Raw genomic sequence first — 17,266 nt, 5'->3', positions numbered from 1 at the left:
CTTTATTTTAAAACTGCAGCGAATACTGCGCGGTGAGGCTTTGGTCTCGCGTGCGCTCGCCGCGCTGTTGGCTGAAGCCGAAGTCCAGCGCGCTGTCGCGTGTCAGGCGGGCGGTGGCGCCGAGCTCCAGCCGGGTGCTGACGCGATCCAGCGGTGCGCCGCTGACGCTCATCACACGTCCGCCGTCCCAGGCTGCCTCAGTAGTGGGTTGCAGGTCGCCGCTGGCACGGGTATGCGCCAGGCCACCGCGCACGCTCAGCCATGATGGCCCGACCTGTGCCTTGCCCAGGTCGAGGTTGACCCGAACGCCACCGGTGGTGAGGTTGACGTTTTCTTTCGAGCGTTTGCCACGCAGTGCCGCAATGCCGCCGCGCTCGGTGAAACCGTCGCTGCGCTGTTGCACATTCACCAGTTGCAGGTAGGGCTGCCAGTCCCAGAAGTCATGGCTGAATTTATAGTTGGCCTCGGCGAATGTCTGCACGCTGCGGCTGGCGTACTGGGCGGACAGTCGATTTTCTACACCTGCAAAGCTGACTCTGCGTTTTGTCTCGATCTCATGTTGCGCATAAGCAATGCCGCCAGACAGGCCGAAAGCGTCCCAGTTGTGGCCCACATGCAGGCCGAGCTGGTAGCTGTCGATTTTAGCTTTACCGCGGGCCCCGGCCTTCACATCGCTGGTGCCGCTGCCCGCTACCACGCCCAGGCGTGTGCCTTGCTCCAGTTGGTGGTCGAAGCCGACGAGCAGGCCGGTGCTGTTGTGGGATGTACGGGAGGTGCCGTCATCACCCGCCAGTTGCCCGGACTGGCGCGGCAGTTGCACCCAGGCACCACGGGTCGCCGCCTCGGGGCCGGCAGAGCGGGTGTCTTGCCCGAGGCGTTGACGATCAAGCGCCGCCTGGCGCAGCACACGGCTGTTTTCGATCAGCACCGCTTGGGTGCTGGCGTGCAGTTCACCGCTCAACTGGTCCAGGGCCAAAGGTGCCTGTTCGGGAAATAGCGCCGTCAGGCGTTGCAGTAACGGGGTGGGTACGGTTTGCGCATCGGCGGCATTGGCGACGGCGCGTTGGTTGGCGGTGTTGGCCGCCGAAACCAGTGACCGGCCGCGACCGAACTCCACCAGCAAATCATTGCCTTGCTTGACCTGGAAAGCGCGCAGGAAGGGCGAAAACTCGCGGCTGTCGATGCTGGCAAACTCACCGTTCACTGCGCCTTTGGCCTGGAGGATGCTGTAGCGCTGGCCCAAGGGATAACTACCGGGTTGCGCGCTCAGGTATAGCGTGCCGCCGTTGAGGGATGCCTGATTGCTGACTTGCAGCTTCGCCGGATTTGCCTGAGGCACCAGACCTGTCATCAGGGTTGAGCCAGCGGCTTGTGTGTAGTCGCCCTGAACAGCCAGGTTGCCATTGAGGCGCAGCACGCCGCCTTCCAGGTTTACGTCGCCCTTGAGGTGGTTTTCGCCATCCAGTTCCAGAATGCCTGCCTTGAGTGTGGCACCGGCAAAACTGTTGTTGCCGCTCAGACGCAGCCAGCCGATGCCGGACTTTTCCAGGCGGCCCGGGCCGCTGATGTCGTTGCGCCAATCGTCCCAGGCACCGCCTTGCCAGACCTTTTCGCCACCGGCGGGGCGGTCCATGTTGACGGTGGTGTCGACGCGCAATTGGCCGGGGCCATCGATGGCTTTTTTCAGGTCCATCAGGCCCCAGCCGTAGACATCATCGACACCAGGCTCGCCAAGGTCGGTGGCCGTGGTCAGCAAGACATCGCGGATTTGCGGGTTGTCGAGGTAGGGGAAACGCTCCATCAAGAGTGCCAGGCCGCCGGTCACGTGCGGCGCGGCGACCGAGGTGCCGGACCCTGTCGCGTAGCCGAACTCCGCTTTGTCGCCTTTTACTTCGAAACCGTTGACCTCTCCCTCATCATCAAAGTGATTCGCGGTGTCTATCACGGCGGTCACTGAGGAGGAGGTGATATCCGTCCCGGGAGCGGCCAGGCACCAGTCTTTGGTGAAGCCGCAGCGATAGGAACGATCGCTCAACGTCAGCGCTTGATTCAAGTTGACGACGTTCAACCAGTAGGGCTCAAGCTGCGCGTTGGCCCGTGGCAAGCTTGCGTTGAAGCCAGGTATTGGGGCCGTTTCCGGCGACTCGTTCTCTGTCAGCGTATTACCCGCTGCCCAGACTTGCAGAATGCCGTACTTGATTGTGTTATCGGCGATAGCCTTGATTTCTGGGTAAGAGGGGAGATGGGTGTAACTTAATATCAGGTCCAGATCGGCTTCATTCGACGGTGTCGAAGCGTTTCCCCAACTGTGATTGATGGCACGTACATTTTGGCTGTGCAGTTCAGCGAAGGTGTTGTCGACCGCTTGTGTCGTCGGATAGCGCACTTCCAAAGGCGCTACGGAAGGTGCGCCGTAGTAAGCGTTACCGTACCGGCGCACTGCACTCACGCTGGCGCCATAGGCCACACCCTGGGTGCCTGAGCCGTCACGATTCGCCAGTGCGATGCCGGCTACTTCCGTGCCGTGAGCCGTGTAGTGAGCACCTGCGAACTTGAGATAATTATCAAGTTGCTCCCTGGTGAGGTCGCCGTTGGCAACAGCTTCTTCCAGGCCGATGAGTCCTTCAGGGGACGGCGGGTCGAGGAGAAGCACTTGGGCACGATCACCTTCGGTGTAGAAACAACCATCAGCCAGTACCGTTCCGCTCTCGCAACCGTAATCAGCCATGCGTACGCCATAATTGGACTTGCCTGCAAATTCGCCATGCCGCAGATCAGATCCAGAGTCATAAACTGTCAGTTGCACGCCTGCACCACTCAAGCCTCTGGCATAGGCGTAATCGGCACCGATTGCACCCAGGCCCCAGTTGGCCTTGAACTCGTCACTGCGCCAACTGGCTGCATCGTACAGCCGGCCCGACTCGGTGTAGCTTGCAGCATCGACGGGCATGCCTGACAGGCTGGCAACCACACCGAGTGCGAGAGCATTTCGCTTGAACGACGACTGAATGGGCGCATTTCGGGCTGTCCTCTGCGCTTTTTTCGGGGACGACATAATCCACTCACCTGCACGTTGATTCCGGGGGTGGACAGGGTGTGCGAGCGGGGTGGGAGAGGGATGTAGGACGGGGCTTGAAGATAGGCGTGAAAATCGACTTTTTATTGCCTGAGGCGGGTCGTTGCGAGAGCCCCCTCTTTAAAAAAGAGGGGGCTGCGGGGCTTACAACAACTCGAACGTCTGCTGCTGCACATCCTGGGAATCCAGCCCGATCTGCACGTTGAACTCGCCCGGCTCTGCGGCGTACTTGAGCTGGGTGTTGTAGAACTTCAAGTCTTCTTCGGTGATGGTGAAGTGCAGCGTGCGCTCTTCACCGGCCTTGAGCATGACTTTCTGGAAGTTCTTCAGCTCCTTGATCGGGCGGATCATCGAGCCGGCCACGTCCTGGATATACAGCTGCACCACGGTTTCGCCGTCGACCTTACCGGTGTTTTTCAGCGTGACGCTGGCGTCGAGCTTGCCGGTCTTGTTCAGGGTAGTGGACGACAGCGCCATGTCCGACAGGCTGAAGCTGGTGTAGCTCAGGCCATAACCGAACGGAAACAGCGGCCCGGTGATGTCATCGAAGTATTGCGAGGTGTAGTTGCCTGGCTTGCCCGGCGTGAACGGCCGGCCAATGGTCAGGTGGTTGTAGTAGGTCGGAATCTGCCCCACCGAGCGTGGGAAGGTGATCGGCAGTTTGCCCGACGGGTTGTAGTCACCGAACAGCACATCGGCGATGGCGTTGCCGCCTTCGGTGCCGGCGAACCAGGTTTCCAGGATCGCGTCGGCCTGTTGGTTCTCGTCGAGAATCGACAGCGGGCGGCCGTTCATCAGCACCAGCACCAGCGGCTTGCCGGTAGCCTTGAGTGCCTTGATCAGGTCGCGCTGGCTTTGCGGGATGTTCAGGTCGGTGCGGCTGGAGGATTCGTGGGACATGCCACGGGACTCGCCCACGGCGGCCACGATCACGTCGGCGTTTTTCGCGGCCTTGACCGCTTCATCGATCAGTACCTGCGGCGAGCGAGGGTCATCCACCACTTCCGGGGTGTCGAAGTTGAGGAAGTTGAGGTAGTCGACCACCGCTTTGTCATTGGTAATGTTGGCGCCGCGTGCATACACCAGCTTGCCTTTGCCGGCGAGGGCGTCGGTCATGCCTTTGAGCAGGGTTACCGATTGCGCAGGGCGGCCGGCAGCGGCCCAACTGCCCATGATGTCGATGGGGGCATCGGCCAGCGGGCCGACCAGCGCGACGGTCGCGGACTTCTTCAGTGGCAGGGCGTCGTTCTGGTTTTTCAGCAACACCAGGCTGCGGCGCGCGATGTCGCGGGCGTCGGCGCGGTGCAGGCGGTCTTCGGAATAGGTGTCGGCCGGGTCATCCTCGGCCTTGCCGATGCGCAGGTACGGGTCTTTGAACAGGCCCATGTCGTACTTGGCGCCGAGCACTTCACGCACCGCGTTGTCGATGTCGCTTTGCTGGATCTCGCCGGACTTGAGCAGGCCGGGCAATTCCTTGCCGTACAGCGAGTCGTTCATGCTCATGTCGATGCCGGCCTTGATCGCCAGCTTCGCGGCTTCACGCCCGTCTTTGGCCACGCCGTGCTTGATCAGCTCGAAGATCGCACCGTGGTCGCTGACGGCCAGGCCCTTGAAGCCCCAGTCGCGGCGCAGCAGGTCGTTCATCAGCCAGGTGTTGGCGGTGGCCGGTACGCCGTTGATCGAGTTCAACGCCACCATCACGCCGCCGGAACCGGCCTTGATCGCCGCGTGGTACGGCGGCAGGTAGTCCTGGTACATCTTGACCGGGCTCATGTCGACCACGTTGTAGTCGCGGCCGCCTTCCACCGCGCCATACAGGGCGAAGTGCTTGACGCTGGCCATGATGCTGTCGGCATTGGCGGGGCTCACGCCCTGGAAGGCCTTGACCATCACTTCAGCGATGCGCGAAACGAGGTAAGTGTCTTCGCCGAAACCTTCGGACGTACGGCCCCAGCGCGGGTCGCGGGAGATGTCGACCATCGGCGCAAAGGTGATGTCGAGGCTGTCGGCGGCGGCTTCCTGGGCGGCGATGCGCCCGGAGCGGCTGATGGCGTCCATGTCCCAGCTGGAGGCCAGGGCCAGGCTGATCGGGAAAATCGTACGGTGGCCGTGGATCACGTCATAGGCGAAGAACATCGGGATCTTCAAGCGGCTGCGCATGGCCGCGTCCTGCATCGGGCGGTTTTCCGGGCGGGTGATAGAGTTGAACGTGCCACCGATGCGGCCGGCGGCGATTTCCTTGCGGATCAGCTCGCGGGGCATTTCGGGGCCGATGCTGATCAGGCGCAATTGGCCTATCTTTTCATCGAGGGTCATCTGCTTGAGCAGGTCGTTGACGAACGCGTCCTTGTCCTTGAGTACGGCGGGCGCTGTTTCGGCCCAGACGGGATGGCAGGCCAGTGTGGCCACTAGGCCGAGCAAACACAGCTTCTTCATGAATTTCCTTTCGTGGCGTACTGCGCAGCGACAAAGGGCACGCTGCTCGGCCAAAGTGTTTGGAACATATGTTGTTGTTCGGGTGTTATGTCAGACAAGTGCAGCACCCATCTGAACTCTGGTTCGTGCCTGGCATCTTTTAGCTGATTGGCTGCAAGCATGCCAGTGGTGGCGGATTATGCCCCAGGCGCAGGTTTTACAGGGTTATCAAATTTCACAGGAAGGTCGCGGAGAAACATATGACTACAATTCAAGGATATCGCTGGGGCTTCAAGGCGGCTGCATTGCTGCTGATAGGTACGGTGTTGAGCGGTTGCGGCATCAATAACATCCCCACTCTGGACGAACAGGCCAAGGCGGCCTGGGGCCAGGTGCAAAACCAGTATCAACGGCGCGCCGACCTGATCCCCAACCTGGTGGAAGTGGTCAAGGGCTATGCCGCCCATGAGCAGGACACGCTGACCGCCGTGATTGAAGCCCGGGCCAAGGCCACCTCGATCCAGGTGGACGCCAGCACCCTCGACAACCCCGAGAAACTCAAGCAATTCCAACAGGCTCAGGACGGCTTGAGCGGTGCGCTCAGCCGTTTGATGGTGGTGTCAGAGCGTTACCCGGACCTCAAGGCCAACCAGAACTTCCTGGCCCTGCAATCGCAACTGGAAGGCACTGAAAACCGTATTGCCGTGGCCCGCCGCGACTTTATCCAGGCCGTGCAGGCCTACAACACTGAAATCCGTACCTTCCCGGGCCGCCTCTGGCACAGCGTGATGTACAGCGACTTGCCGATCCGCGCCACGTTTGAGGCCACCAGTGCCGATGCTGACAAAGCGCCGCAAGTGAAATTCTGATGGGCATACGTGGCCTGTTGTTCGCCGCGGTTTTGCTGTGTGGTCAGGTGTTGGCTGCCGACTCGAATGAGTCGGTGGACGCCTTGATCACCGAGCAGTTTGCCCACCTGGACGGTCGTATCGTCGACCGTGCAGGCCTGCTTGACGCCGCCAGCACGGCGGCGCTCAAGCACACGCTGGACGCGCATGAGCAGCAGACGGGCGAGCAGATTGTGGTCGTGACCCTGGGCAGCTTGCGCGGTAATACCATCGAAGACTTCGGCTACAGGCTTGGGCGTCACTGGGGTGTAGGCGAGAAGGGCAAGAACAGCGGCGCGCTGTTGATCGTGGTGCCAGCGGAACATCGGGTGCGGATCGAAGTGGGTTATGGCCTGGAAGATCGTCTCACCGACGCCCAAGGCTCGGTGATCATCAACCAGGTGATTTTGCCCAAATTCAAACAGAACCAGTTCGCCCAGGGCATTACGGCGGGTGTTGCGGCCATGATCCAGGTGCTGGGCGGGCAGCCGGTGCACGCCAAGGCCCAGAGTAAAAAGTGGGTGTGGTTGATCTTCGCGCTGGCCGGGGTGTTTGTGCTGGTCATCGGTTTTGTGGTGATCAAGTACGGAAAGCCGACCACGCCAAACGATGACGACGAAACACCGCGCCCGGCTGACAGTGACAAGCGTTCTGACAATGCCGGAGGCGGCGGTGGCAGCTTCGGCGGCGGCGGGGCTACCGGAAACTGGTAGTGAAGCATTCACAGGCCAAGGGGGCATGATGCGACTAATACGAATGGGCCTGGCGCTGTTGTTGATGTGGTGCGCCTCGTCGGCCCAGGCGGCGCTGACCTTTCCCGCGCTGACCGGGCGGGTGGTGGACACCGCGCAGATGATCGACCCGGCCACGCGCCAGCAGTTGACTCAGCAGTTGCAAGCGCTGGAGCAAACCACGGGTGACCAGATCGTGGTGGTCACGGTGCCGGGCCTGCAGGGTGCGGCTATCGAAGATTTCGGTTATCAGTTGGGCCGCCAGTGGGGTATCGGCCAGAAGGGCAAGGACAACGGCGCGCTGTTGATCGTCGCGCGTGATGAACACAGGGTGCGCATCGAAGTCGGCTATGGCCTCGAAGGCGTGCTGACGGATGCGCAGTCGTGGGTGATCATCAACCAGGTGATCGCGCCCAAGTTCAAGGCCGGCAACTACAGCCAGGGCATCAGTGACGGCGTGGCGGCGATGCTGCAGGTGGTGGGCGGTGAGCCGCTGGCGGTGCCGGCCCATGTGGCGGATGCCAACTTTGCCAAGGATAATCCCGGGTTTTCCATCGGCTTGTTTATCCTGCTGATCGGGGTGCTGTGGCTATGCAATCGCCTGGGCCTGCCGGTTGGCGCTATCCTGCTGGCCATTCTCAGCAGCAGCGGCCGTGGTGGCGGTGGCGGGGGAGGCGGCGGTGGTTTTCGGGGCGGCGGCGGTGGGTTTGGCGGCGGCGGGGCCTCGGGTGGCTGGTGATGATAATAATGAGAGAGCAACGACAACCATGGCATTACTGACTGAACACGAGCAGCGCCAGGTCGCTGAAGCGATCGCTCGGGTGGAAAAAGCCACCGACGCGGAGCTGGTGACGGTGTTGGCCGCCCGCGCCGATGACTACGCTTATATCCCGCTGTTGTGGGCCAGTTTGATCGCCTTGGTGGTGCCCGGCGTGGTGCATTACCTGTCGGGCTACCTGACCATGTACACCTTGCTGTTGGCGCAGTGGGCGACGTTTATCGTGTTGTGCCTGGTGTTTCGTTTGCCCAGGGTCACCACGCGCTTGATCCCCCGCTCGGTGCGGCACTGGCGCGCATCAAACCTGGCGCGGCGCCAGTTCCTGGAGCAAAACCTGCACCACACCCTGGGCGGCACCGGTGTGCTGATTTTTGTCTGCGAGGCCGAACGGTATGTGGAGATTCTGGTGGATGACGGAATCTCCAAGCGTCTGGATGACGGCAGCTGGGACGTGATCGTCAAGGCCTTTACCCAACAGGTGAAGCAGGGGCAGACGCTGGCCGGTTTTATTGCCTGCATTGAAGCCTGTGGTGAATTGCTCAAGGTGCATGTGCCGTTGACGCAGACGCGCAATGAGCTGCCGAACCGTTTAATCGTGCTCGAATAACCCTGGCACACTGAACTCTCTGTGGGCGCTGGCTTTTGTGGGAGCTGGCTTGCCTGCGATAGCATCCCCTCGATTTGCCAGATACACCGAGGTGCCCGCATCGCAGGCAAGCCAGCTCCCACACAGCCCGCTCCAGGTTGTAAGAATCGACCGTTGATCAAATAACCCCGTGCCCTCAACCCCTATCCCCCCTAAAATGCCCGGCATTCCCAGCCCGAGGCGTTTTTGTTCATGTCCGTCACCGCTCAACCTGTGCGCCCTGCGCCGGATCATCACGCCCAGTTCATTGAACTGCTGAGTGCAAGCCTTGCGCAGAACGCCTTTATCAAGCTGGTGCTGGCCAAGTACGTGGGTGAGGAGGCCGAACTGCAACGGCTGATCATCAAGCCCGTGACGGTCAAGGAGCAGGCTTGCCTGTCCTTCGTCTACCGCTACAAGACCCGCGATATCACCAAGAACTTGCCGCTGGCCGAAGGCGTAACGGCGATTGCCGAGCTGCTGCCGGCGTCGTTCAAGAACGCGCATTTGCTGTCGCTGACCGACGAAGCCCAGCTGGAGTACAGCAAGAAGAACAAAAGCTCGCTGTTCAAAAGCAAACCGCAGCAGTTGCGTGAGGCCCCATCGGCCGAGCATAACCGCGAGAAGAATCGCTTCCTCGACCTGAGCCGGCCGTTCCTCGCCGACCTGGGCGTGACCGACGCCAAGCAAGCGCTGATCCCCTCGATGTCGCGCAAGTGGAAGCAGATCAACAAGTTCATCGAAGTGTTCAGCCATGCGCTGACCTCGTCGCCGTTGAAGCTCGACCAGCCGGTGCGCGTCGCCGATTTCGGCTCGGGCAAGGGCTACCTGACCTTCGCCATTCACGACTACTTGCGCAACACCCTCAAGGCCGAAGGCGAAGTCACCGGTGTTGAATTGCGCGAAGACATGGTCACGCTGTGCAACACCGCTGCCGCACGGCTGGACCATCCGGGGCTGGTGTTCAAATGCGGCGACGTACGCAGCGTGGCGCCCAGCGACCTGGACGTGATGATCGCGCTGCATGCCTGCGACATTGCCACCGACTACGCGATCCACACCGGCATCCGCTCCGGCGCGTCGATCATCATGTGTTCGCCGTGCTGCCACAAACAGATCCGCCTGCAGATCCAGAGCCCGGTGCTGCTCAAGCCGATGCTGCAATACGGCCTGCACCTGGGGCAACAGGCGGAAATGGTCACCGACAGCCTGCGTGCGTTGTACCTTGAAGCCTGCGGTTATGAGACCAAGGTGTTCGAGTTCATCTCGCTGGAACACACCAACAAGAACAAGATGATCCTCGCGGTGAAGCGCGCGGAGCCGGTAGACAACGCACAGTTGCTTGAGAAAATTCAGGAATTGAAGGCGTTCTACCACATCACCGAGCACTGCCTGGAAACCCTGCTGCGTGCGGATGGCCTCTTGAGCTGAATGCACAACCCCTGTGGGAGCGGGCTTGCTCGCGAAAGCGGAGTGTCAGCCACCCATTTATTGACTGATATACCGCATTCGCGAGCAAGCCCGCTCCCACATTTAGGCTGCATTCACCTTTGGAGCGGGAGCAGGCTGCACCGCCGTCTTGCGCCCCAGCATCACCGTCACAATCACCCCGCAGGCAAACAACCAGGTAATCGGCTCGATATGTTCCCCAAAGAACAGCGCCGAAAACGCGATGGTGAAGAAAATCTGCAGCAGTTGAATCTGGCTGACCCGCGCAATGCCGCCCATGGCCAACCCGGCGTACCAGGCGAAGAAACCCAGGAACTGCGAGAACAACGACACATACCCGAACGCCCACCAGGCGCGCATGGAAATCGCACCTTGATGCTGCGCTGCCAGGTACCACACCGGGCCGATCAACACTGGCGTTGAAAGCACCAGCGCCCAGCAAATCACTTGCCAGCCGCCCATCTCCTTGGCGAGCCGGCCACCTTCGGCATAGCCCAAACCGCCCACGGCAATCGCGCCGAGCATCAGCAAATCACCCGCCTGAATACTGCCGGCCCCGGTGATCAACGCGTAACTCAACACCAATGCGCTGCCCAGCGCCGCGCAGGCCCAGAAGGCTTTGGACGGCCGCTCATGGGACAGCCACGCCGCGTACAGCGCCACACACAGCGGTTGCAGGCCGTTGACCAGTGCTCCGTGAGACGCCGGCAAGGTTTGCATCGCCCAGGCCGACAACACCGGAAAACCCAGAATCACCCCGGCGATCACCAGGCATAGCCCGCGCACCTGGCGCCAGGTTGGCCAGCGCTCGCGCCGCCACAGCAACAGCGCCGTCGCCGGGATCGCCGCGAACAGCGCACGGCCCAGGCCATTGAGCAACGGGTGGATTTCCTGCACCACAATGCGGGTGAAAGGCAGGGTCAGGCTGAAGATGATGACGCCCAGCAGGCCGAGGGCCATGCCGGTGTTTTCGCGCGAACTCATGGTGGGGGACCGGGATCAGAAGGGCTTCAAGGGAAACCCATCTAGCCACAACCCCCGCCCATTGCGGGCCTACAGCTGATGGCAGATTTATCCGTACAGTTTCAAAAGGTTTGCCGACAGGGCCGCCGCCTTCGCAGGCAAGCCAGCTCCCACAGGGGATCTTCATTCACCGCGGATCTACTGTGGGAGCTGTCGAGCCTTGGCGAGGCTGCGAAGGGATCGCCTCGGTTTCACTGACAAACCGAGGTGTTTGCATCGCAGGCAAGCCAGCGCCTACACAAGCCAGCTCCCACACGGATTTAGAAGAAGCGCGTCACGCTGATCTTCGCATCGCGGCCTTTGGTGTAGGCGCGGTCGCCGCTGAGGGCCGGGCGGAAGTTTTCGTTGAACAGGTTGTCCACGGTGAAGTTCACTTCGGTGCCTTTCAGGTAAGCCTGTTGCGGCTTCCATTTGGCGAACAGGCCTTGGGTGTTGTAGCGCTTGTTGCCGTATTGGTCGTAGAACAAATCACCCACGGCGCTGCCTGCTCCGCCGGAATATTTGTCGCTGGGCAGGCGGTCGGTAGCGCCGATGAATTGGCCGGTCCAGCCGACCTGGGCATCCCACGCCGGAATATTGGTGCCAAGCACCAGTACCCATTTGGTCGGCGGGATATCCCGCGCCGGCACATCCGGCCCCCACGGGTTGGTGTAGGCGCCTTCATGGTCGCCTTTGGCGTAAGCGAACGACACCGAGCCGAACAGGTAAGTGGAGTTGTAGTAGGTTTCGAATTCAAAGCCCTTGATGGTCAGCCCGCCGATATTGCGGTAGTTGGCCATCGGCCCCGAGGGGCAGGCGCTGGCAATGCTGCCGCCGTTGATGGCTTGGTTCTGGCAGCCGACACCCGTGGCCTTGAAGATTTCGTCCTCGACCTTGTTGTGGAAAAACGTGGTGCGCACCTGCAGGTTGTCATTCTGCGCAATCAGGTTATCGAAGCTGCTGACACTGCCCACCGTGATCGAAGTGATGCGTTCCGGGTCGAGGTCGACGCTGGTGGCGGTGCGGCTGCCCAGGCCTTGCACTTCGTATTGCTCATCGATCACCGGCGCACGCCAGGTTTTGCTCCAGTTGGCGAAGAGCCCCAGGTTGGGTGTGACGTTCCAGAACAACGCCAGGCGTGGTGACCAGCCGGTATAGGTGCGGTCGCTGTAGTCATGACCGAACGACGGATCGGGGTTGTCGTAGTACGGCGCGTCGTTGCCTTCGCCGCGATTGCGCACGTGGTCGTAGCGCAGGGACGGGGTGATGGTCACGTCGCCAACCGTCACCGCATCCTGGACGAAGAAGCTGTTGGTATCGACCTTGCCGTGGGGCATGAAGCCTGGCTGGAAGTGCCCGTAGTTATAGCGTGCAGTGTTGTAGGTGGCGCCGGGCATCCACATTTCGGTTTCGCGGATGTGCTTGCGAATCTGCCCGCCGACGGTCACGGCATGCTGCAACGGGCCGGTGTCGAACAGGCTGACGTTGCGGATGTCGAGGTTCTTGTCGGTGTAGGCCGTGTCCATCTTGCGCCCACCGGTGGCCAGCTGGAAAAACGCGGTGGCGTCGCGCTCGTCGGTCTGGTCGGTGTTGGACTGCGAATACTTGATGGTCAGGTCCACCAGTGGGTTGTTCGCCGGTGTGTATTCGTACTTGCCCGACCAGGTGGTGTCGGTGGTGTCACGCTGGGCCAAAAAACGTTTCAACGCGTTTTCGTAGCCGTAGCGGTCGATGTTGGCCTGGGTTGGCGGCGTCGGGTAGCTGGCGGCGGAGAACGGTGTCCAGCGGTTGCTGTGGGAGCGCGAGTAGGAAAAAGCGGCACTGTGTTCCTCGGTGAAATGCGCGTTGACCTTGAACAGCTTGCCATCCACGTCTTGGGCGCTGTTGGGCAGGCGCTGCGGGTTGATCGGGTACTGGTTGTTCTCGTTGGGCAGCTTGGCGGCCACCTTCATGTCGCCGCCGTCACGCTGGGTGAGGTAGGCGAGGGCGTCGAAACGGCCGTCGTCGGTGCGGCCATACACGGCGCTGCTGTAAATCTGTTCGTGGTCGTTGCTGGAGTAACCGTACTTGAGCATCGCGCCACTGTTGCGGCCGTCCTGGAGCAAATCGGGCGCGTCCTTGGTGGTCATGTTGACCGTGCCGCCGAAACCGCCGTTGCCGGTGAATGGCGAGTTGGGGCCTTTCTCGACCTCAATGCTTTTGATCAGCTCGGGCTCGATGAACACGGTGCCTTGCTGGTAGCGCTCAAAACCGGTTTTGGTGGCGCCGTCGACGGTCATCGGTACGTCTTCGGCATCGCCGAAACCGCGGATGTTGATGGTCTGGCCGCCGGGTTTGAGCGAGCCGCCCTGGCTCACGCCGGGCAAGGTCTGCAGCAGGCTGGGGATGTTATTGGACTGGTAGCGGTCGATGTCGGCCTGGGTCATGGTCGAGCGGTTGACGGTGCTGGAGTCGACCTCGTTACCGGTGCCGATCACGCTGAGGGCGTCTAGCTGGATCGCGCCGCTGTGAGTGGTTTTGCCCTCGTCGGGGCGCACCACGTAGGTGGAACCGACTTTGATCAGCGTGAACTCGCCGTTTTTCAACAAGGTGCGAATCGCCACTTCCGGGGTGTAGTCGCCATTCAGTGCCGGAGCCTGCACGTTTTTGAGCAGGGTTTCATCGAACAGCAGCTGGATTTTCGCCTGTTGTGCCACCTGGCTCAGGGACGTGGCCAGCGACTGGGCGGGCAGTTGCAGCGTGAGCGACTCAGCCTGGGCCGTGAGGCTCACGGCCATGCAGGCGGCAATGACGGACGGTCGAAGAAACAGGTGCGAAGCGTGGCAAGGCGCGCGAAACATGAAATCCCCCGGGGTGGCCAAATGGCCAAAAAGGTGTGCGTATCAAACACAGTCGGGAAGAAGACGGGGCAGGCAAAAAAATCCACACATGCGAATGCAAAATATTCTCAAGTGTGTGCCGGGGGCGCCTTATTTGCTGGGTTCGATTCTCACAATGCCGTCGGCCGAGGCCACGGTTTTCACCGGCAGCAGGGCAGGCAGCGCGTTGAGCAGGGCATCCGGATCGTTCACATCCAGGTTGCCTGACACCTTCAATTGCGCCACGGCTTTACTCACCTGCAACGGGGCCTGGGGGCGATAGAGGCTCAGTTCGTCGATCAGGCTGGCCAGTTCGCGATTGCGAAAGGACAGGTGCCCGCTGCGCCAATCCGCTACTTCTTCAGCGGTGAGGGTTTGCTGCTGCAGGCTGGCCTTGGTGTAGCTGTAGATGGCGCGCTGTTGGGCGCCGAGCAGGGTCACCGGGCTTTTGCCGTCGGGTTCAAAAGCCACCTGGCCATGGGCGACGCTGACCACCAGCTGCTGCTGGCTGCGCCGCACGTCAAAACCGGTACCGACCACCCGCACATTCGCCTCGCCGGCCTGCACATACAGCGGCCGCTCTTTGTCGGCGGCGACTTCGATGTACAACTGGCCCTTGTCCAGATGAATGATGCGTTGATGGGCGCTGAACTCCAGGCGCAGGCGCGTGTTGGCATTCACATACAAGGTGCTGCCGTCGGGCAGGTTCAGGGTGCGCATGCCTTTGGCGTGGGCGGCGACTTGGGCGTGATACAGCGCGCGCGGGGCGCCGACATTGGTGGTCATCACTGCGCACACCAGTGCGGCCGCGACGGCGAGAGCCGGGCGCCACATCGACGGTTTGCGCTTGGGCAGTGCCACGGGTTTGTTCAATTGCTGCAACTGGGCGAGGTCGGCCCACAGTTGCTCGAATTCAGCGTAGGCGCGCGCGTGGGCCGGGGTTGCCTGCCAGTCGGCAAACGCTTTGCGGTCGGCTCGCCCCGCTTCGCTGCGGTTGCGGGCAAACCAGCTGGCGGCCTGGGCATCGATGGAGTCGCTGCGTTCGATGTCCAAAGCGTCGATGTCGCTCAGGCGGTTCATTCTGGCTGCTCCGTGCCGGGTTCGTGTTGAAGGCGTCGCTTGCAGTGCAGCAGGGCAAAAGCGATGTGCTTTTCCACCATGCTGGTCGAAATGCCCATGCGCTCGGCGATCTGCGCCTGGCTCAGGCCTTCGAAGCGGTGCAGCATAAGGGCTTCTCGCCTGCGGGGCGAGAGTTCTGCGAGGACTTCTTTCAACTGTTCCAGACGTTGCAAGCGCTGCGCGGCGGCCATGGGGTCGGTTTGCTCGTCGGCGACCGGCTCGGCATCCCTTTCAGCCTGATCCGGGTGAGTGGTCTGCCGCACCTTCTGTTTGCGCCAGTGATCACGCAGCAGATTGCGCGCCATCTGGAACAGAAACGCCCGTGGCTGCTCGACCTTGGCCCGGTCGCGGTAGTCCAGCCATTGGGTGAAGACATCCTGGGTCATGTCCGCTGCGTCGCTGGCGTTGTCGGTGCGCTTGCGCAGGAAATGCAGAATGTCTGCATAAAACCCGCGAAAGGCATCGGCCGACAACGGGTCGGGCTTTGGACGTGACATGGATATCCTTCTTGACGAAGCACGACGTAGAAAAGTCGTGAATGATATCGAGAACTATTGTCATTTGTCTCTATGTAACAGGTTCACGCGCTCAAAAATGTGGGAGCGAGCAAGCCCGCTCCCACATGGGATTGTGGCCCTAGCTCAAGAGTGTCTTCAGTTGTTTGACCCCCGCGTCACCGAGCGGGAACACCGGCAACCGTGGATCACCCACCTCCAACCCGGTCAAACGCAACCCGGCCTTGATCGTTGCGGGCAAACCGCCCTTGAGGATGAACTCCAGCAAGGGCAACTGGCGATAGAACAGTTCGCGCGCCTTCGTCAGGTCATTGGCCAGCACTGCGTCGTACAAATCCAGATTCAATTGGGGAATGAGGTTCGGCGCCGCCGTGCACCAGCCTTTGGCGCCTGCCGCAAACGCTTCCAGCGCCAGCGGGTTGCAGCCGTTGTAGAACGGTACGTCGCTGTGCAGTTTCAACTGGTGCATGCGCTGAATATCGCCGGTGCTTTCTTTGACCATGGTCACGTTGGCCACCTGCTTGATGATGCGCAGGATCAGCTCCACCGACATGTCCGTACCGCTGGTGGCCGGGTTGTTGTAGAGCATGATCGGCACGCCGATGCTGTCGCCGATTGCAGCGTAATGGGCAAGGATTTCCGCCTCGCTGAGTTTCCAGTACGAGGCCGGCAGCACCATCACCACGTCGGCGCCATTGGCCTCGGCGTAACGCGCACGGCGCACGGCTTTGGCGGTGGTCAGGTCGGACACGCTGACGATGGTCGGCACGCGCCGGGCGATTTTGGCCAGGCTGTAGGCGCTGACTTCGTCCCACTCGGCGTCGCTCAAATACGCGCCCTCGCCGGTGCTGCCCAGCGGGGCGATGGCGTGCACGCCGCTGGCGATCAAGCGGTCAATGGAACGGCCGAGGGCGTCGAGGTCAATGCGCGAGCCGTCGGCGCTGAACGGGGTGATGGTGTAGCCGATGATGCCGTGAAGGTTGGGGCTGGACATGGGAAGTCTCCGCTGCGAAAAGGGGGATCAGTTCAGGCAATCGGCGTGTTTGCGCAGGTTTTGCCGGGCGTAGTAGTTGAACGCAGCGCCAAAGCGCTTGGGTTTTGAGATCCAGTCATGGGCCTCGCGCCCAAGCTCCGGCAGGATCGGTTTGACGGTGCCCGCCGACATCGCCAGCAACTGCAATTTGGCGGCGCGTTCGATCAACTGCGCGATGACGCAGGCCTCCTCAATGCTCGCCCCGGTGGACAGTTGGCCGTGGTGCGAGAGCAGAATCGCGCGCTTGTCGCCCAGTGCCGCCGTGATGATTTCCCCTTCTTCATTACCTACCGGCACGCCTGGCCAGGCTTCCAGGAATGCACAGTCTTCGTACAGCGGGCACAGGTCCATGTGCGACACCTGCAACGGCACCTCCAGCATCGACAGCGCCGCGATGTGCGTCGGGTGCGTATGGATGATGCAGTTCACATCCGGCCGCCCGCGGTACACCCAAGTGTGAAAGCGGTTGGCCGGATTGGGAATGCCGTGGCCTTCGAGTACCTCAAGATCTTCGTTGACCAACAACAAATTGCTGGCGGTGATCTCATCAAAACCCAGGCCCAGTTGTTGGGTGTAATAGGTGCCGGGCGTGGGCCCGCGTGCGGTGATCTGCCCGGCCAGGCCGGAGTCGTGGCTGTGTTCGAACAGGATACGGCAAGTGAGCGCCAGCTTTTGCCGGTCGGTCCACGTATTATCCGCCAGGGTATTTTGCATCTGGATCAGCGCTTGCTTGACCAGTTGGTCTTTGGGGAGTGCTAATGTCTTGGCCATATCGGGT

At 61.3% G+C, this 17,266-nt stretch carries 13 protein-coding genes; 5 read left to right on the top strand and 8 right to left on the bottom strand.

Going from position 1 to position 17,266, the window contains the following annotated elements:
* Nucleotides 1-7: 7 nt before the first annotated feature.
* Nucleotides 8-2,950, bottom strand: coding sequence for an autotransporter domain-containing protein (locus AB4P94_RS30455; RefSeq protein ID WP_395608759.1), 2,943 nt, complete (start codon nucleotides 2,948-2,950; stop codon nucleotides 8-10).
* A 270-nt stretch (nucleotides 2,951-3,220) separates the two neighbouring features.
* A complete protein-coding gene (gene bglX, locus AB4P94_RS30450) occupies nucleotides 3,221-5,512 on the bottom strand; it encodes a beta-glucosidase BglX (protein WP_395608758.1) in 2,292 nt (763 codons plus the stop codon).
* A gap of 239 nt (nucleotides 5,513-5,751) precedes the next feature.
* Here bglX and AB4P94_RS30445 point away from each other — a divergent pair, with 239 nt between their 5' ends.
* The 5 genes from AB4P94_RS30445 to AB4P94_RS30425 all read left to right on the top strand — a co-directional run bounded on the left by AB4P94_RS30445 (nucleotide 5,752) and on the right by AB4P94_RS30425 (nucleotide 9,943).
* Nucleotides 5,752-6,360 carry a LemA family protein gene (locus AB4P94_RS30445; RefSeq protein ID WP_395608757.1) on the top strand — a complete coding sequence of 203 codons (609 nt, stop codon included), beginning with the start codon at nucleotides 5,752-5,754 and terminating at the stop codon, nucleotides 6,358-6,360.
* Complete coding sequence (locus AB4P94_RS30440; protein WP_395608756.1) at nucleotides 6,360-7,091, top strand: TPM domain-containing protein; 732 nt, start codon at nucleotides 6,360-6,362, stop codon at nucleotides 7,089-7,091. Before AB4P94_RS30445 ends, AB4P94_RS30440 begins: the two co-directional genes overlap by 1 nt.
* A 28-nt stretch (nucleotides 7,092-7,119) precedes the next feature.
* Nucleotides 7,120-7,848, top strand: coding sequence for a TPM domain-containing protein (locus AB4P94_RS30435; RefSeq protein ID WP_395608755.1), 729 nt, complete (start codon nucleotides 7,120-7,122; stop codon nucleotides 7,846-7,848).
* 28 nt (nucleotides 7,849-7,876) lie between these two features.
* Complete coding sequence (locus tag AB4P94_RS30430) at nucleotides 7,877-8,494, top strand: TPM domain-containing protein (RefSeq protein WP_395608754.1); 618 nt, start codon at nucleotides 7,877-7,879, stop codon at nucleotides 8,492-8,494.
* A gap of 231 nt (nucleotides 8,495-8,725) precedes the next feature.
* A complete protein-coding gene (locus AB4P94_RS30425; protein ID WP_395608753.1) occupies nucleotides 8,726-9,943 on the top strand; it encodes a class I SAM-dependent methyltransferase in 1,218 nt (405 codons plus the stop codon).
* 102 nt (nucleotides 9,944-10,045) lie between these two features.
* Here the strand turns inward: AB4P94_RS30425 and AB4P94_RS30420 are convergent, their stop codons facing one another.
* From AB4P94_RS30420 to AB4P94_RS30395, 6 genes are all read right to left on the bottom strand, one after another.
* Nucleotides 10,046-10,945: a DMT family transporter gene (locus AB4P94_RS30420; protein WP_395608752.1), complete on the bottom strand. Its 900-nt coding sequence runs from the start codon at nucleotides 10,943-10,945 to the stop codon at nucleotides 10,046-10,048.
* 299 nt (nucleotides 10,946-11,244) lie between these two features.
* Complete coding sequence (locus AB4P94_RS30415; protein ID WP_395608751.1) at nucleotides 11,245-13,803, bottom strand: TonB-dependent hemoglobin/transferrin/lactoferrin family receptor; 2,559 nt, start codon at nucleotides 13,801-13,803, stop codon at nucleotides 11,245-11,247.
* A 129-nt stretch (nucleotides 13,804-13,932) separates the two neighbouring features.
* On the bottom strand, nucleotides 13,933-14,901 hold the full coding sequence (locus AB4P94_RS30410) for a FecR family protein (RefSeq protein ID WP_395608750.1): 969 nt from the start codon (nucleotides 14,899-14,901) through the stop codon (nucleotides 13,933-13,935).
* On the bottom strand, nucleotides 14,898-15,437 hold the full coding sequence (locus AB4P94_RS30405) for an RNA polymerase sigma factor (protein WP_395608749.1): 540 nt from the start codon (nucleotides 15,435-15,437) through the stop codon (nucleotides 14,898-14,900). The genes AB4P94_RS30410 and AB4P94_RS30405 overlap by 4 nt, the downstream gene beginning before the upstream one ends.
* 139 nt (nucleotides 15,438-15,576) lie before the next feature.
* Nucleotides 15,577-16,449, bottom strand: coding sequence for a dihydrodipicolinate synthase family protein (locus tag AB4P94_RS30400; RefSeq protein ID WP_395608748.1), 873 nt, complete (start codon nucleotides 16,447-16,449; stop codon nucleotides 15,577-15,579).
* Between the two features lie 27 nt (nucleotides 16,450-16,476).
* Nucleotides 16,477-17,259 carry an aldolase gene (locus AB4P94_RS30395; RefSeq protein ID WP_395608747.1) on the bottom strand — a complete coding sequence of 261 codons (783 nt, stop codon included), beginning with the start codon at nucleotides 17,257-17,259 and terminating at the stop codon, nucleotides 16,477-16,479.
* Between the last annotated feature and the right edge of the window lie 7 nt (nucleotides 17,260-17,266).

This window comes from Pseudomonas sp. B22129 (genome assembly GCF_044218875.1).
Taxonomy (GTDB): Bacteria; Pseudomonadota; Gammaproteobacteria; order Pseudomonadales; family Pseudomonadaceae; genus Aquipseudomonas.
This window is presented reverse-complemented; position numbering and strand designations above follow the sequence as displayed.

Bases quoted from the DNA above. Each gene is read 5' to 3' on its own strand.
- AB4P94_RS30430 (WP_395608754.1), top strand. From the start codon at position 7,877: ATGGCATTACTGACTGAACACGAGCAGCGCCAGGTCGCTGAAGCGATC.
- AB4P94_RS30435 (WP_395608755.1), top strand. From the start codon at position 7,120: ATGCGACTAATACGAATGGGCCTGGCGCTGTTGTTGATGTGGTGCGCC.
- AB4P94_RS30410 (WP_395608750.1), bottom strand. From the start codon at position 14,901: ATGAACCGCCTGAGCGACATCGACGCTTTGGACATCGAACGCAGCGAC.
- AB4P94_RS30440 (WP_395608756.1), top strand. From the start codon at position 6,360: ATGGGCATACGTGGCCTGTTGTTCGCCGCGGTTTTGCTGTGTGGTCAG.
- AB4P94_RS30420 (WP_395608752.1), bottom strand. From the start codon at position 10,945: ATGAGTTCGCGCGAAAACACCGGCATGGCCCTCGGCCTGCTGGGCGTC.
- AB4P94_RS30445 (WP_395608757.1), top strand. From the start codon at position 5,752: ATGACTACAATTCAAGGATATCGCTGGGGCTTCAAGGCGGCTGCATTG.
- AB4P94_RS30395 (WP_395608747.1), bottom strand. From the start codon at position 17,259: ATGGCCAAGACATTAGCACTCCCCAAAGACCAACTGGTCAAGCAAGCG.
- bglX (WP_395608758.1), bottom strand. From the start codon at position 5,512: ATGAAGAAGCTGTGTTTGCTCGGCCTAGTGGCCACACTGGCCTGCCAT.
- AB4P94_RS30400 (WP_395608748.1), bottom strand. From the start codon at position 16,449: ATGTCCAGCCCCAACCTTCACGGCATCATCGGCTACACCATCACCCCG.
- AB4P94_RS30405 (WP_395608749.1), bottom strand. From the start codon at position 15,437: ATGTCACGTCCAAAGCCCGACCCGTTGTCGGCCGATGCCTTTCGCGGG.
- AB4P94_RS30415 (WP_395608751.1), bottom strand. From the start codon at position 13,803: ATGTTTCGCGCGCCTTGCCACGCTTCGCACCTGTTTCTTCGACCGTCC.
- AB4P94_RS30425 (WP_395608753.1), top strand. From the start codon at position 8,726: ATGTCCGTCACCGCTCAACCTGTGCGCCCTGCGCCGGATCATCACGCC.
- AB4P94_RS30455 (WP_395608759.1), bottom strand. From the start codon at position 2,950: ATGCCCGTCGATGCTGCAAGCTACACCGAGTCGGGCCGGCTGTACGAT.